13 protein-coding genes are annotated in these 13132 nt (G+C 70.8%); 9 read left to right on the top strand and 4 right to left on the bottom strand.

Going from position 1 to position 13132, the window contains the following annotated elements; all coding sequences use genetic code 11:
* Nucleotides 1-147: 147 nt before the first annotated feature.
* Nucleotides 148-882: a YoaK family protein gene (locus tag ACMXN5_RS11235; protein WP_439675141.1), complete on the top strand. Its 735-nt coding sequence runs from the start codon at nt 148-150 to the stop codon at nt 880-882.
* A 258-nt stretch (nt 883-1140) separates the two neighbouring features.
* Nucleotides 1141-2808, top strand: coding sequence for an ABC-F family ATP-binding cassette domain-containing protein (locus tag ACMXN5_RS11240; protein ID WP_439675142.1), 1668 nt, complete (start codon nt 1141-1143; stop codon nt 2806-2808).
* A gap of 33 nt (nt 2809-2841) precedes the next feature.
* Here ACMXN5_RS11240 and ACMXN5_RS11245 read toward each other — a convergent pair whose 3' ends face one another.
* The gene (locus ACMXN5_RS11245) at nt 2842-3339 is read right to left on the bottom strand and encodes a pyridoxamine 5'-phosphate oxidase family protein (RefSeq protein ID WP_439675143.1); all 498 of its coding nucleotides are present in this window, start codon (nt 3337-3339) and stop codon (nt 2842-2844) included.
* A 64-nt stretch (nt 3340-3403) separates the two neighbouring features.
* On the opposite strand from ACMXN5_RS11245, the gene ACMXN5_RS11250 reads away from it, so the two are divergent.
* From ACMXN5_RS11250 to ACMXN5_RS11260, 3 genes are all read left to right on the top strand, one after another.
* Nucleotides 3404-4396, top strand: a complete 993-nt coding sequence (locus tag ACMXN5_RS11250; protein WP_439675144.1) for a helix-turn-helix transcriptional regulator — start codon at nt 3404-3406, stop codon at nt 4394-4396.
* Nucleotides 4397-4727: 331 nt separating this feature from the next.
* On the top strand, nt 4728-5486 hold the full coding sequence (locus ACMXN5_RS11255) for an ABC transporter ATP-binding protein (protein ID WP_395790004.1): 759 nt from the start codon (nt 4728-4730) through the stop codon (nt 5484-5486).
* A gap of 22 nt (nt 5487-5508) precedes the next feature.
* Complete coding sequence (locus ACMXN5_RS11260) at nt 5509-8073, top strand: ABC transporter permease (RefSeq protein ID WP_439675145.1); 2565 nt, start codon at nt 5509-5511, stop codon at nt 8071-8073.
* 133 nt (nt 8074-8206) lie between these two features.
* Here the strand turns inward: ACMXN5_RS11260 and nfi are convergent, their stop codons facing one another.
* Entirely contained in the window at nt 8207-8917 is a 711-nt protein-coding gene (gene nfi, locus ACMXN5_RS11265) for a deoxyribonuclease V (RefSeq protein WP_439675146.1), read from the bottom strand.
* Nucleotides 8918-9032: 115 nt separating this feature from the next.
* On the opposite strand from nfi, the gene ACMXN5_RS11270 reads away from it, so the two are divergent.
* The 3 genes from ACMXN5_RS11270 (at nt 9033) to ACMXN5_RS11280 (ending at nt 10735) form a co-directional block, all read left to right on the top strand.
* Entirely contained in the window at nt 9033-9620 is a 588-nt protein-coding gene (locus ACMXN5_RS11270) for a hypothetical protein (RefSeq protein ID WP_439675147.1), read from the top strand.
* Nucleotides 9621-9755: 135 nt separating this feature from the next.
* Nucleotides 9756-10259: a hypothetical protein gene (locus tag ACMXN5_RS11275; protein ID WP_439675148.1), complete on the top strand. Its 504-nt coding sequence runs from the start codon at nt 9756-9758 to the stop codon at nt 10257-10259.
* Between the two features lie 92 nt (nt 10260-10351).
* Entirely contained in the window at nt 10352-10735 is a 384-nt protein-coding gene (locus ACMXN5_RS11280) for a BlaI/MecI/CopY family transcriptional regulator (RefSeq protein WP_201260864.1), read from the top strand.
* 57 nt (nt 10736-10792) lie between these two features.
* Here the strand turns inward: ACMXN5_RS11280 and ACMXN5_RS11285 are convergent, their stop codons facing one another.
* Both ACMXN5_RS11285 and ACMXN5_RS11290 read right to left on the bottom strand, forming a co-directional pair.
* Nucleotides 10793-11002 carry a type II toxin-antitoxin system RelE family toxin gene (locus tag ACMXN5_RS11285; protein ID WP_380002783.1) on the bottom strand — a complete coding sequence of 70 codons (210 nt, stop codon included), beginning with the start codon at nt 11000-11002 and terminating at the stop codon, nt 10793-10795.
* A gap of 77 nt (nt 11003-11079) precedes the next feature.
* Complete coding sequence (locus ACMXN5_RS11290) at nt 11080-11415, bottom strand: type II toxin-antitoxin system Phd/YefM family antitoxin (RefSeq protein ID WP_439675149.1); 336 nt, start codon at nt 11413-11415, stop codon at nt 11080-11082.
* Nucleotides 11416-11809: 394 nt separating this feature from the next.
* Here ACMXN5_RS11290 and ACMXN5_RS11295 point away from each other — a divergent pair, with 394 nt between their 5' ends.
* Complete coding sequence (locus tag ACMXN5_RS11295; protein WP_439675150.1) at nt 11810-12688, top strand: TauD/TfdA dioxygenase family protein; 879 nt, start codon at nt 11810-11812, stop codon at nt 12686-12688.
* The last annotated feature ends 444 nt before the right edge of the window (nt 12689-13132 follow it).

Below are 13132 nucleotides of genomic sequence, written 5' to 3' on the forward strand. Positions count from 1 at the left end.
GGCCGCCGAAGGTGTCACGGGTCCCGGAGTGGCAATGGATAGCCCCGAGCCGGTGGTTCGCCTCGGCACGGGGCGCGCCCGCGGGGCCGCCCGGGGTCCGGTCGCCGGGCCCGAACCGAGAACCGGCCCATCCCGGAGGGGACATCGATGCGCGAGACGCTTCGGGACGCCAAACACACACTGCTGCCGCCGCACGACGACCCGCACGCCCCGCTGCCGCCGCTGCTGATCGTGCTCACCGTGGTCACCGGCCTGGTGGACGCGCTCAGCTATCTCGAACTGGGCCGGGTGTTCGTCGCGAACATGACCGGCAATGTGGTCTTCACCGGCTTCGCCCTGGCCGGCGCCCCCGGCCTGTCGGTGGCCGCCTCGCTCGCCGCGCTCGGCGCGTTCCTGGTCGGCGCGGCCGGCGGCGGCCGACTCGGCGTGGTCTTCGGCGCGCGCCGCGTGCGCCTGCTGTGGGTGGGCGCCTCGGTACAGGCCGCCCTGCTCGCCGCGGCCCTGATCGTCGCCGCCGCGGTGCACGGCCTGGGCACCGGCGAGCGCTACACCCTGATCCTGCTGCTCGGCCTGGCCATGGGCCTGCAAAACGCGGTGGCCCGCCGGTTGGCCGTCCCGGATCTGACCACCACCGTGTTGTCCCAGACGCTGACCGGCCTGGCCGCCGACATCCGCCGGCTCGGCGGCACCGGATCCCGGGCCGGTCGCCGGCTGCTCTCCGCGATCGCGATGGCACTGGGCGCGTTCACCGGCGCGATACTCGTCCTGCGCGTGCACGTACTGATCGCGTTCGCCGCGCCGCTCGCCCTGCTGATCGGCACCGCCGCCGTCGCCTACCGGTTCGACCTGCGGCGCGACCGAAAAGCCGACGAAATCGTTTGAGGTCCGCGACGTGCCCGAGGTAGCCTTGCCGGGTCACATTGTCGTCCGTCTGGATGGTCCGTTGCGCATCTGAGGTCAGGACATCGCGCCGCTCGAGCCCGTCGTGCTCGCGGTCGCGTTCTCGACCTCGGTGTGGCCGTCCCGGACGACTTCTTCGTCGACTCTCTCGTTGTCGACCGTCTCGTTCCCGGTGCTTCCCGATCCCGCCGCGCGGTGTCCCACGCGATCCGTACATCACCGCGTCCCGGGAGAATCCGCATGTCCATTCCGACCGCACCCGCGATCGTCTGCTCCGCCCTGTCCTTCGCCTGGCCCGACGGTACCCCCGTCTGCACCGACCTGGATCTGTCCATCGGCGGCGGGCGCACCGGCCTGGTCGGCGTCAACGGCGCGGGCAAGTCCACCCTGCTCAAGCTGATCGCGGGCGAACTGCGCCCCACCGCCGGATCGATCGCCCTCGCCGGCGACCTCGGCTACCTGCCGCAACACCTCCCGCTGGACGCCGACCGGCGCGTCGACGACGTGCTCGGCATCGCCGACACGCGGGCCGCGCTGCACGCGATCGAGGCCGGCGACGCCGACGTCCGGCACTTCGACACCATCGGCGACGACTGGGACGTCGAGGAACGCGCACGGGCCCAACTCGACCGGCTCGGCCTGCCGCACGTCGACCTCGACCGCACCGTCGGCACCCTGTCCGGCGGCGAGTCGGTGCTGCTCGGGCTGGCCGCGCTGCTGCTGCGCCGACCGGAGATCCTGCTCCTGGACGAGCCCACCAACAACCTCGACGCGTCCGCGCGCGAGCGGCTGTACGACGCGGTGAGCCGGTACCCGGGGGTGCTCGTCGTGGTCAGCCACGACCGGGTGCTGCTCGATCTGGTCGACCGGATCGTCGAGGTGTTGCCGGACCGGGCCCGTACCCACAGCGGCAACCTCAGCTCCTACCTCGACATCCTGGAGCAGGAGCGGGAGACCGCCGAGCGGCTGGTCCGGGTCGCCCAGACCGACGTGCGCAAGCAAAAGCGCGAGTTGGCCGAGGCCCAGATCCGACTGGCCCGCCGCCAGCGCACCGGCCGCAAGGCCCAACTGGAGGGCGGCATCCCCAAGATCGTGGCCGGCAACCTCAAACGCGGCGCGGAGGTCTCCGCCGGCAAGCTCAGGGGCACCCACGAGGGCCGCCTCGACGACGCCAGGAGCCGGTTGTCCGAGGCCAGGGACGCGGTCCGCGAGGACAAGGAGATCCGGATCGAACTGCCCGAGACCGAGGTCCCGGCCGGCCGCACGGTGCTCACCGCCGAGGGCCTGAACACCACTGACGCGCTCTACGGCCCGCACGGCGTGGACCTGATCGTGCGCGGCCCGGAACGCATCGCCCTGGTCGGCGACAACGGTTCGGGCAAGACCACCCTGCTCCGCCTGCTCACCGGCGCGGAGCAACCGGCCCAGGGCACGGTCCGGATCAACGTCGAGGGGGTGCGCCACCTGCCCCAGCGGCTGGACATCCTCGACGACGACGCCACCGTCCTGGCCAACGTGCGCCGCTTCGCGCCCGAGGCGACCGACGCGGAACTGCGCGGCCGGCTGGCCCGCTTCCTCTTCCGGGGCAACCGCCCCGAGCAGCGGGTGGGCACGCTGTCCGGCGGCGAACGGTTCCGCGCCGTCCTGGCCGCCCTGCTGTCCGCCGACCCGCCGCCGCACCTGCTGATCCTCGACGAGCCGACGAACAACCTGGACCTGGCGTCGGTGCGCCAACTCGAACAGGCCCTGGGCGCCTATCGCGGCGCACTGGTCGTGGTCAGCCACGACCGCCCGTTCCTGGACGGGATCGGGATCACCCGGGAGCTGACCCTGCGCCGAGGCGAGGGCTTCGCCGTCCCCGCCCCGGAGGCCGACGCCGAGGCTCCGGAGGTCGAGCCGGTGGAGTAGCCCCGGCCGGCGCGCGCGGCCGGGGCCCACCGCTCACCCCTCCGCGCGCGCCGAGTCCTCGTCGTTGCCCCGCCGGAGCACGCGCACCGGCGCGCCCGGCCGCCAGGTCCGGACCACGATCTCCTGCCCGTCGAGCCCGACCGCGCTCACCTCGTCGAGTTCGACCCGGAACAGGTGGAACGGGGTGGGCGCGTTGGTCTCCCCGACGTATCGCCCCTTCAACTCGTCATCGGTCTCCTCGATCGCGCGCCCGCTCACCCGGACGTCGCCGTGCGTCATCTCGGCCCCCTCCCCCGGGTTGGCGAACAGCGCGAACCTCGGGTCGCGCAGCAGGTCGCGCGCCTTGAGCGAGCCGGGCATCATGCCGAGCCACATCTGCTCGAACCGGAAGTCGGCCTCCAGACCGGTCAGCCGCGGCGAGCCGTCCCGACGCAGCGTGCCCAGCACGTGGTGTTTGTACATCCCGAACCGCTCGCGCACCGTCGCCGCGAACTCCGGTTCGGCCTTCTCGAACTCCGCCCAACTCGTCATGACACCCATCGTGCCGCCCCATCCCTGACAACCGTTGGCAGGGATTCCGGGGTAGTTTCGGGTCATGCGATCCGGTCGACTGGTGGCGCTGCTGCTGCACCTGCAGAACCGACCCGGCGGGGCGACCGCCGCCGAGCTGGCGGCCGAGCTGGAGGTGTCGGTACGCACCGTCTACCGCGACGTCGCCGCGCTGCAGTCGTCCGGCGTGCCGCTGTGGACCGAGACCGGTCCGCACGGCGGGATCCGGCTGGTCGAGGGCTGGCGGACCCGGCTGGACGGGCTCACCGGCGACGAGGCCGCCGCGCTGTTCCTGTCCGGCGCGCCGCACGCCGCCGACGCGCTGGGCCTGGACACGGTCCTGGTGGCGGCCCAGACCAAGGTGATGGCCACCCTGCCCGCCGACCTGCGCACCCGGGCGGGCCGGGTGCGGCAGCGGTTCCACCTGGACGCGCCGGGGTGGTTCGCCCGGGACGAGGACGTCCCGCACCTGACCGAGATCGCGGGCGCGGTGTGGACCGGCCGACGAATCGACCTGCGCTACGCCCGCCGCGACCGCTCGGTGGCCCGCCGGCTCGACCCGCTCGGCCTCGTGCTCAAGGCCGGCGTCTGGTATCTGGTCGCCCGGCATCGCGTCGACATCCGCAGCTATCGGGTCTCGCGCGTGGTGGCCGCGAGCACCCGGCCGGAACGCTTCGAGCGGCCCGACGACTTCGATCTGAACACGTGGTGGACGCACCACAACGACGACTTCGCCCGCTCGCTGATGCGGTTCGCCTGCGTGATCCGGGTGTCGCCGTTCGGCTCCGCGCAGCTGCCCCGGGTGTTCGGCCCGGCCGTCGCCGAGGACGCGTTCGCCACGGCCGGGCCGCCCGACCCGCAAGGGTGGCGCGAGCTGCGCCTGTGGGCCGAGTCCGAGGAGGTCGCGACCGGTCAACTGATCATGCTGGGAGCCGAGATGGAGGCGGTGTCGCCGCCGAGTCTGCGCCGCGCGGTGGCCGCCGTGGGCGCGAGCATCGCCACACGACACGGCCTGCCCACGGGTCCCCCGAAAGGTTGACGCGCCCCGTCTGCGGGCGCGCGTTGCGACGAATGGGACATTTGGGGAACTCCATACCGTAAGCGAATCGCCGACACTGCGAGAATCAACGCAACGTGATCACGCGCGTACACACGTACGGTGACTACCCCACCGGTACGGGGCTCCCCTAGGGGCAAGGGTCGCTTGGCGGACCCCGGGTCCTCCCTGCGTAGGACCGGCAGGTCTGTCCTTGGAGAGGATTCGCCGCGCCGCCCTCCCCCCTACGGTGATCGAGTGCACTGCAAGAGCGGAGCGCGCCACCCTTCACCTCAACATGGGGGACAGACTCGTGACCACGGCCACGGCTGCCATGACCGACGCGGACTCCAGGGGCACCATCGCCGCCCGCGCGCAGCAGCTCACCAAGGCGTACGGCGAAGGCGAGACCCGAGTCGTCGCTCTCGACAGCGTGGACGTCCAGATCGGTCGCGGCCAGTTCACCGCGATCATGGGCCCCTCGGGCTCCGGCAAGTCGACCCTGATGCACTGCCTCGCCGGCCTCGACACCGCGACCAGCGGCAAGAGCTGGATCGGCGACACGGAGATCACGAGCCTGAAGGACAAGGCGCTCACCAAGCTCCGCCGCGACAACATCGGCTTCATCTTCCAGGCGTTCAACCTGCTTCCGACGCTGACCGCGCTGGAGAACATCACGCTGCCGATGGACATCGCCGGCCGCAAGCCCGACCGGGCCTGGCTGGACAACGTGATCGAGACCGTCGGCCTGCGCGACCGGCTCAAGCACCGGCCGACCGAGCTCTCCGGCGGTCAGCAGCAGCGTGTCGCCTGCGCCCGGGCGCTGGCCAGCCGGCCCGAGATCATCTTCGGTGACGAGCCGACCGGCAACCTGGACTCGCGCTCCGGCGCCGAGGTGCTGGCCTTCCTGCGGCGCAGCGTCAACGAACTCGGTCAGACCATCGTGATGGTCACCCACGACCCCAACGCGGCGTCCTACGCGGACCGGGTCCTGTTCCTGGCAGACGGTCGAATCGTCGACGAGATGCTGCGTCCCACGTCCGACGCCGTGTTGGAGCGCATGAAGCGCTTCGACGGTGCCCGGACCAGCTGAAACAGGCGGAGAGTCCCCCACCATGTTGAAAGCCACGTTCCGCAGCTTCCTGGCCCACAAGGGCCGAATGGTGCTGTCCGCCCTGGCAGTGCTGCTGTCGGTCGCGTTCGTCTCCGGCACCCTGGTCTTCACCGACACGATCACCAAGACCTTCGACGAGCTGTTCAAGTCCACCGCGGCGGACGTCTCGGTCAAGCCCAAGTCCGAGTTCAGCGAGGACGACCTCGCGCTCACCGGTGAGACGCCCACCCTCTCGCGGTCGCTGATCGACAAGGTCAAGAAGGTCGAGGGCGTCAAGGAGGCACACGGCAGCATCCACGTCGAGTCGTTCACGATCGTCGACAAGCACAACAAGTCGGTGGGACCGTCCTCCGGTGCGCCGACGATCGTCACGAACTGGTTCGAGACCGATCACATGTCGGTCAAGCTCACCAGCGGCGCGCTGCCCAAGGGCCCGGCCGAGGCCGTCATCGACGCCGACACCGCGAAGAAGAAGCACGTCAAGATCGGTGACGAGCTGCACGCGAGCGGGAAGAACGGCGATTTCGCGTTCAAGATCAGCGGCATCTTGACCTTCACCGCCACCAACCCCGGTGCCGCGCTGCTCTCCTTCGACGACGCGACCGCGTCGGAGCGACTGCTCCGCGACCCGAACCTCGTCACCTCGGTGTCGGTGTCCGCCGCCAACGGGGTCGACGACAAGGTCCTCAAGCAGCGGGTCGAGCAACTGCTCAACGACCCGAAGAACTTCGAGGTCAAGACGGCCGCGGAGACGGCCAAGGAATCCAACGACCAGCTCGGCGGCTTCCTGAACGTGATGAAGTACGCGATGCTCGGCTTCGCCGGTGTCGCCGTCCTCGTCGGCATCTTCCTGATCTTCAACACCTTCTCCATGCTGGTCGCCCAGCGCACCCGTGAGCTGGGTCTGATGCGGGCGATCGGGGCCAGTCGGGCGGACGTGAACCGCTCGGTGCTCCTGGAGGCGGTCCTGCTGGGCGTGGTCGGCTCGACGCTCGGTCTGGCGGCGGGCCTCGGTCTGGCCGTCGGCCTCAAGGCGCTGATCAGCGCGGTCGGGATCAACCTCAAGGGCACGTCCCTGGTGATCAAGACCGCCACCCCGATCGTGGCCTACCTGGTCGGCGTGATCGTCACCGTGATCGCCGCGTACGTCCCGGCCCGCCGTGCGGGCAAGGTCGCCCCGATGGCCGCCCTGCGCGAGGCCGGCGCGCCGCCGCAGAAGTCGATCAAGACCCGCTCGGTGATCGGCGCGGTCCTGTTCGGCCTGGGCGCACTCGCGCTGGTCGCCGGAGCCACCTCGTCCAGCGGTGGCCAGGGTGGCGGATTCGTGGGCCTGGGCGTGCTGTTCACGCTGCTCGGCTTCATCGTGCTGGCGCCGTTCCTGGCCCGCACCGTGGTCCCGGCGCTGGCCGCCTGGTACCCGAAGCTGTTCGGCTCGATGGGCCGGCTCAGCCGGGAGAACGCGCTGCGCAACCCGCGGCGTACCGGCGCCACCGCGTCGGCGATCATGATCGGTGTCGCCCTCGTCAGCGGCATGGCGGTCGCGGCCTCGTCGATGTCGGCCTCCTTCGACAAGCAGATCGACAAGTCGCTGGGCTCCGACTACACCATCCAGTCGCTGACCGGGACGTTCCCCGAGACCATCGTCGACGCGGCCCGCAAGACCCCCGGCGTCGGCGACGTGGTCGCCTCGTCCCTGGCCAACGCAACCATCACCGCGGACGGCAAGTCCAAGAAGGACTTCGTCCTCGGCTCGGACCCGGGCATCGACGGCACGGTCAAGACCACCTATCTCCAGGGCACCGGCGACGCGGCCATGTCGGCGGGCAAGGCGGCGATCGGCGAGGACTTCGCCAAGGACCACCACCTGGGCCTGGGCGGCAAGATCGAACTCGCCTTCGCGAACGGGCAGAAGACCACCGTCGAGGTCGGCGCGATCCGCAAGAAGTCCGACGACGTCATCGGCCTGGGCGAGACGATCGTGATCCCGAACGCGATCATGAAGAAGTTCGTCCCGGACGTGCAGTACCAGAGCGTCAGCATCAACGCGGCCGGTGGTCAGGACGCGACGAAGGTCGGCGCCGCGCTCAAGACGGCGCTCGAACCCTTCCCGCAGGTCAAGGCGCGAGACCAGAGCGACTACAAGGAACTGATCGGCAAGCAGATCGACACGTTCCTGTACCTGATCTACGGTCTGCTCGGCCTGGCGATCATCATCTCGATCCTGGGTGTGATCAACACGCTGGCGCTGTCGGTGGTCGAGCGCACCAGGGAGATCGGTCTGATGCGGGCGATCGGCGCCTCGCGTCGGCAGATCCGCCGGATGATCCGGCTGGAGTCCATGGTGATCGCGGTGTTCGGCGCCCTGGTCGGGCTCGCGCTCGGCATGGCGTGGGGCATCGGCGCCCAGCGCCTGCTGGCCAACCAGGGCCTGGACGTGCTCAAGATCCCGTGGGGCACGGTCGTCGGCATCGTGGTCGCCGCGGCGATCGTCGGCCTGCTGGCCGCGGTGATGCCGGCCTTCCGGGCGGCGCGGATGAACGTCCTGCGCGCCATCGCGACGGACTGACCCGGAGGGGCGACCCTCCCGACAGGCAGCCGGCTCCCCATCCTCCCCCCTTGGGGAGCCGGTGACCGAAGAGCCCCCCGCACCGCCTTGCGCAGGCGGTGCGGGGGGCTCTTTCGCGTCGGCGGTGGGGGGGTCAGGAGCGGGCGTCGGGGTGGGACTTCAGTGCCCGGCGGCAGAGTCGGTCGGCCTGGCGGGTGGTCTCCGGGAGGCGGTAGCGCGGGGTCAGGGCCAGGACGTGCGCGCAGGCCGTGTCCAGGTCGACGCCGTGGCCGATCGACACGAAGACCGGCTTGACCGCGTCGCGGGTGCGCAGCGCGCGCCCGACCACATCGCCCTCGTCCACCAGGTCGGCGGCCTCACCACGGGCCTGCCCGAGCGGCTCGTACGTCCCGACGAACTGCGTCTTGCCGACCCCGATGGCCGGGATGCCGGTGAGCACGCCGAGGTGGCAGGCCAGGCCGAAGCGGCGCGGATGGGCAAGCCCCTGGCCGTCGCAGAGCAGCAGGTCCGGTGCGGCGTCGAGGCGTTCGAGCGCGGCCAGCAGCGCCGGGATCTCCCGGAAGGCGAACAGGCCCGGGACGTACGGGAAGGTCGCCACGCCGTGCACCACGGAGTGCTCCAGGACCGCGTGCGTGTGCGGGTCCAACACCACGACGGCGGCGGCCAGTTCGTCCGAGTCCTCGGCGTAGGCCACGTCGAGGCCGGCCACCCGCCGCGCCTCTCCCGGCTGCGGCCCGGGCCCGACCGTATCCACCGTCGGCCGCAGCCGATCCTGCACGGCCAGCGCCTCGGCGGCGGTCCGAGGCCACTCCTCGGCCGATGCGATCGCGGAAGAAGTGCTCATCCCGAGAACGTACCGCCGGCTTCGTGGGTGGAACCCCTCGGTGGGCTGTCGCGTCCACTCTGCGGGTGCGTACGACTGCGCGGGTGCGTGCGACCGACGACGAGGGGGCAGGGCGATGGCGGTGCGGCGGTGGAGTGTGGGGGCGGTGGTCGCGGCCGGGGTGATGCTCGGGGTGTCGGGGTGTGGTGGATCCGGGGACGATCCGTTCGTGGTGTCGGCGCCCTCGTCGACGGCGCCGCCGGTGCGGGTGCACGCGACCAGGGTGGACACCGGCACGGTCGCCTTCGAGGTCCGCGCCGCCGGGGGTACCGATGCGGGCGCGCGGACCGTGACCACCCCGTGCGATCGGGTCCTGCTCGCGCTCGACGACGTCACGATCGAGTCCAACGAGGTGACCTGCAAGGCACCGGGCGGCGCGCCCGGCAACGGGTGGCACGGCCTGTACCGCACGGCGGCCGACGTCCCGCCCGGCGCGGTGACCCAGACGGTGCAGACTCCGCTGGGCGAGGCGGTGCTGTTCACGCAGGAGTACTACGAGGCGACCAACTCGGTGCGGCGCTGGCGTGAGCCGGTCGCGATCGTGACCCTGGGCAACCCGCGTTCGCGCAATCACCCGACCCTCGTCGTGCGCGCCGACAAGGGCGGTCTGGACCAGTCCCGGCTGGCCGGCTTCGTCCGCGCCAACCTCCTGCCCCTGGGGTGAGGTCCGCACCCGGACCGGTGACGCCGAGGGTAAGGAACGCGCTCGGATCGGCATGGGCAACGCCAAGAGCGCGTCAACGCGGGCGCCTGCGGGCCGATTCGGGGTGAGGCTGAAGGCGGTCGAGAGGAGGCCGTCATGTTCACCGTGCTGCGTCGGGTCACCGGGATTCGTCGTACCGTCGCGCTCCGCCGGACCGGTGGCCGGGGCGCCGCGGGCGCTCCGCGGGCCGTGGTGGTGCCGATCGTACGCGTCGACGCCGCCGCGCTCGCCGCGCTCGGCGCCGCGCGGGACCTGGGTGGACGGGCGATCGCGGTGCATGTGACGCGCCCCGGCGAACGGGCCGTTCGCGACGCGCTGGTGGACGCGTGGGACGCGGCCGGGGTGGACGCGCCGCTGAGCGTGGTCTTCGACGAGCGGGACCGGCTCGTCGAGGTGCTGGCGACGTTCGTCCGGGGTCTGCCGGAGCGCCGGGTGGCCGTGCTGGTGCCGGCCGCCGCCGATCCGGCCCGGGTGCGCGGCCGGCGACACGACACCTTGGTCGAGGCGCTGCGCGCGGAGGGTTGCGCCGTGCTCGTGGCCCGGGCCGAGGCCCCCGCGCCTCCCCTGCCGGTGCGCGACCCGCTGGTCACCGCCGCCTGACGGCGGGTCTGGCCGAAATCGGCGACCCTGTTGACCGTATTCGGCGCGCGACTAGGCTTCCGGGGCGTTGTGCCCATTGACCGGAGGCCGAAGTGACCGAGAGCAGAGCAGGCGGAGCGCCCGCGCGACGTGGCCCCGGCGAGTTGGAGTCCGAGATCCTGTCCCTGCTGTGGACGTCGCCCACGGCGATGGGCGCGGCCGCGGTGCAGGCCCGGGTCTCCGGCGAGCTGGCGTACACGACGGTGGTGACGATCCTGTCCCGCCTGCACGACAAGGGTGTGCTCCAGCGCACCAGGTCGGGCCGGTCCTACGTGTACGCGCCGGTGTACGACGAGGCCGGGCTCGCCGCGCGGCGGATGCGCCAGGTGCTGGACAAGGAGGGCGACCGGCAGGCGGTGCTCGCCCGATTCGTCTCCGACCTGTCGACCGACGACGAGGCACTGCTGCGCCGACTGCTGGAGGAGGGCGGCTCCTAGTCACGCCCGGCCCGCTGGTCCACCGACGGCCACTGCTGCCGACCACATGTTGCGGCGTCAGTGCGTGCGATACGCGTCCGAGCGATGAACGATGCGATGGACGTGCACCACTCGTCGCTCACGATCGACGCGATAGAGGATGCGGTACGGGTGAACACGCGCCGAGTAGTAGCCCCGTAGCGGCTCCTCCAAAGGCTTGCCCACCCGAAATGGGTGCAGAAGCAGATCCCCGTGCAACATGCCACGAATCGCCAAGCTCTCGGCCATGGGAATCCTCTCGGCCAGGGCTCGGGCGGCTCCCGGGCTTACTTTGAGACGGTAGGGCTCAGGGGTGGGCGTCGAGGTCACGCCACATCCTGTGAACCCAGCTGTTCGCGACGCGCGCGTTCGGCCAACATGGCGTCCAGTTCCTCGCCCGTGACGCCTCCGCCCGCCTCGAACTCGGCTTCCTCCTCGGCCAACTCCGCCAGGATGCCCGGCTCACGCAACACGGCGAGGGTCTCTTCGAGCGACTCGATGCGATCCTCCAATGCCTCCAGTTCGCCGAGCGACACCAATGCAACGGCACCCCTGCCATTGCGGGTCACGGCCACACGTCGACCACTGCTTTCGACCAGCGAGACCAGTTCGGAGAAACGACTGCGAACTTCTGCGATAGGCAGAATTATGGGCATGCTCATGTACATAGTTTAGGACAGAATGCGATCGCTGACGACCCTGTGTCACTCGAATGGGTGGGATCGGGTCTGTTCACCTCGGCTGGACCGGATGACCGTATGTGGTTGACCTCTCGTGAGGGGCACGGCGAGAATCCCGGAGTGGGGACCATGGGGACTGCGCGGGCCGCCGGTATCGGCGGGCGTGTTGTCGCGTCTGTGATGCGGCGGCATCGGATCGCGCATCTTCCTGTTCCGCCCGGTATGCGCTGTCGGTAGGGCGTGCGCCGGCTTCGGTTTGTTGATGGGTCGTCATGTCTGTCTCGTGGATGCGCGGGATTCGGCGTCCCGCGCCCGCGTGCGCCCGCTTCGGATGACGTTTTTTCTCCATGCGAAGGCCGAAAGGGACACCACGCTCATGACCGCTGTCACCGTTTCCGTATCACCCGTCGCCGCCCGAATCGGGGCCGTGGTCGAGGGAGTTCGCCTGGGCGGCGAACTGGACTCGATCACGGTGGACACCGTCCGGGACGCACTGCATCGGCACAGGGTGATCTTCTTCCGCGACCAGCACCACCTGGACGACGCGGGCCAACTCGCCTTCGCCCGGCTGCTCGGCGATCCGATCGGGCACCCGACCGCGTCCGCCGAGGGCGAGTTGATCGTGCCGATCGACAACGATCACGGGGTGGTCGCCGACCGTTGGCACACCGATGTCACGTTCGTTCCCGCCTATCCGCTCGCCTCCATCCTGCGCGCGGTACGGCTGCCGGACGTGGGCGGGGACACGTTGTGGGCCGATACCGCGAGCGCCTATGCGGAACTGCCGGCGCCGCTCGCGGCGTTGGCCGATTCGCTGCGGGCGGTGCACAGCAACCGGTACGACTACGTGGCTTCGGACACGGCTGGGCTCAGCCAGGCGCGGAAGGACTATCGGGAGTTGTTCGAGTCGACCGTGTACGAGACGGAGCATCCGGTTGTGCGGATACACCCGGTCTCGGGCGAACGCACGCTGGTTCTGGGGGCGTTCGCGCAGCGGCTGGTGGGCTTGGACGCCGAGGACTCGGCGGCGTTGCTCGCGCTGTTCGGGAAGCACGTCACTCGGCCCGAGAACACCGTGCGGTGGCGGTGGCGGGCGGGTGACGTGGCGATCTGGGACAACCGGGCGACCCAGCATCGGGTGATCACCGACTTCGACGGGGCGCGGCGGTTGTTGCACCGGGTGACGATCGACGGGGACGTTCCGGTGGGGGTGGACGGTCGGCGCAGCCGGCCTGTCGGCGAATCGGTGGCTTGATCGGTGGTCGGTGGTCGACGGTTGGCCCCGGTCGGCTTGCCGTCCTCAAACGCCGGACGGGCTGAGAGGTCGGCGGGACCCGGTCGGCATGGGTCGGCCCGGGTCGGCTTGCCGTCCTCAAACGCCGGACGGGCTTGATGGCCCGGCCTTCGGCCGAGGTGGCCTCAAACGCCGGCCGGGCTGGAGTTTTGCCCGGCCGGCGTTTCGTCCGACGTTACGGAGGTGGTTTCGGGCCGGCCGGGTGGTTTGGGCCGCCGGCGTTTCGTCCCACGTTACGGAGATGGGCTCGGACGCCGGCGGGGTGGATTTGGGCCGCCCGCGTTTCGTCCCACGTTGCGGAGATGGGTTCGGACGCCGGCGGGGTGGATTTGGGCCGCAGGTGTTTCGTCCGACGTTGCGGAGGTGGGTTCGGGCTCCTGTGTTGGGGATTGGACCCGCTCGCTC

This window comes from Embleya australiensis, assembly GCF_051903075.1.
Classification (GTDB): domain Bacteria; phylum Actinomycetota; class Actinomycetes; order Streptomycetales; family Streptomycetaceae; genus Embleya.

What these genes read in the sequence shown, in the direction of transcription:
- ACMXN5_RS11235 (WP_439675141.1), top strand. Translation starts at nt 148, where the DNA reads ATGCGCGAGACGCTTCGGGACGCCAAACACACACTGCTGCCGCCGCAC.
- ACMXN5_RS11240 (WP_439675142.1), top strand. Translation starts at nt 1,141, where the DNA reads ATGTCCATTCCGACCGCACCCGCGATCGTCTGCTCCGCCCTGTCCTTC.
- ACMXN5_RS11245 (WP_439675143.1), bottom strand. Translation starts at nt 3,339, where the DNA reads ATGACGAGTTGGGCGGAGTTCGAGAAGGCCGAACCGGAGTTCGCGGCG.
- ACMXN5_RS11250 (WP_439675144.1), top strand. Translation starts at nt 3,404, where the DNA reads ATGCGATCCGGTCGACTGGTGGCGCTGCTGCTGCACCTGCAGAACCGA.
- ACMXN5_RS11255 (WP_395790004.1), top strand. Translation starts at nt 4,728, where the DNA reads ATGACCGACGCGGACTCCAGGGGCACCATCGCCGCCCGCGCGCAGCAG.
- ACMXN5_RS11260 (WP_439675145.1), top strand. Translation starts at nt 5,509, where the DNA reads ATGTTGAAAGCCACGTTCCGCAGCTTCCTGGCCCACAAGGGCCGAATG.
- nfi (WP_439675146.1), bottom strand. Translation starts at nt 8,917, where the DNA reads ATGAGCACTTCTTCCGCGATCGCATCGGCCGAGGAGTGGCCTCGGACC.
- ACMXN5_RS11270 (WP_439675147.1), top strand. Translation starts at nt 9,033, where the DNA reads ATGGCGGTGCGGCGGTGGAGTGTGGGGGCGGTGGTCGCGGCCGGGGTG.
- ACMXN5_RS11275 (WP_439675148.1), top strand. Translation starts at nt 9,756, where the DNA reads ATGTTCACCGTGCTGCGTCGGGTCACCGGGATTCGTCGTACCGTCGCG.
- ACMXN5_RS11285 (WP_380002783.1), bottom strand. Translation starts at nt 11,002, where the DNA reads ATGGCCGAGAGCTTGGCGATTCGTGGCATGTTGCACGGGGATCTGCTT.
- ACMXN5_RS11290 (WP_439675149.1), bottom strand. Translation starts at nt 11,415, where the DNA reads ATGAGCATGCCCATAATTCTGCCTATCGCAGAAGTTCGCAGTCGTTTC.
- ACMXN5_RS11295 (WP_439675150.1), top strand. Translation starts at nt 11,810, where the DNA reads ATGACCGCTGTCACCGTTTCCGTATCACCCGTCGCCGCCCGAATCGGG.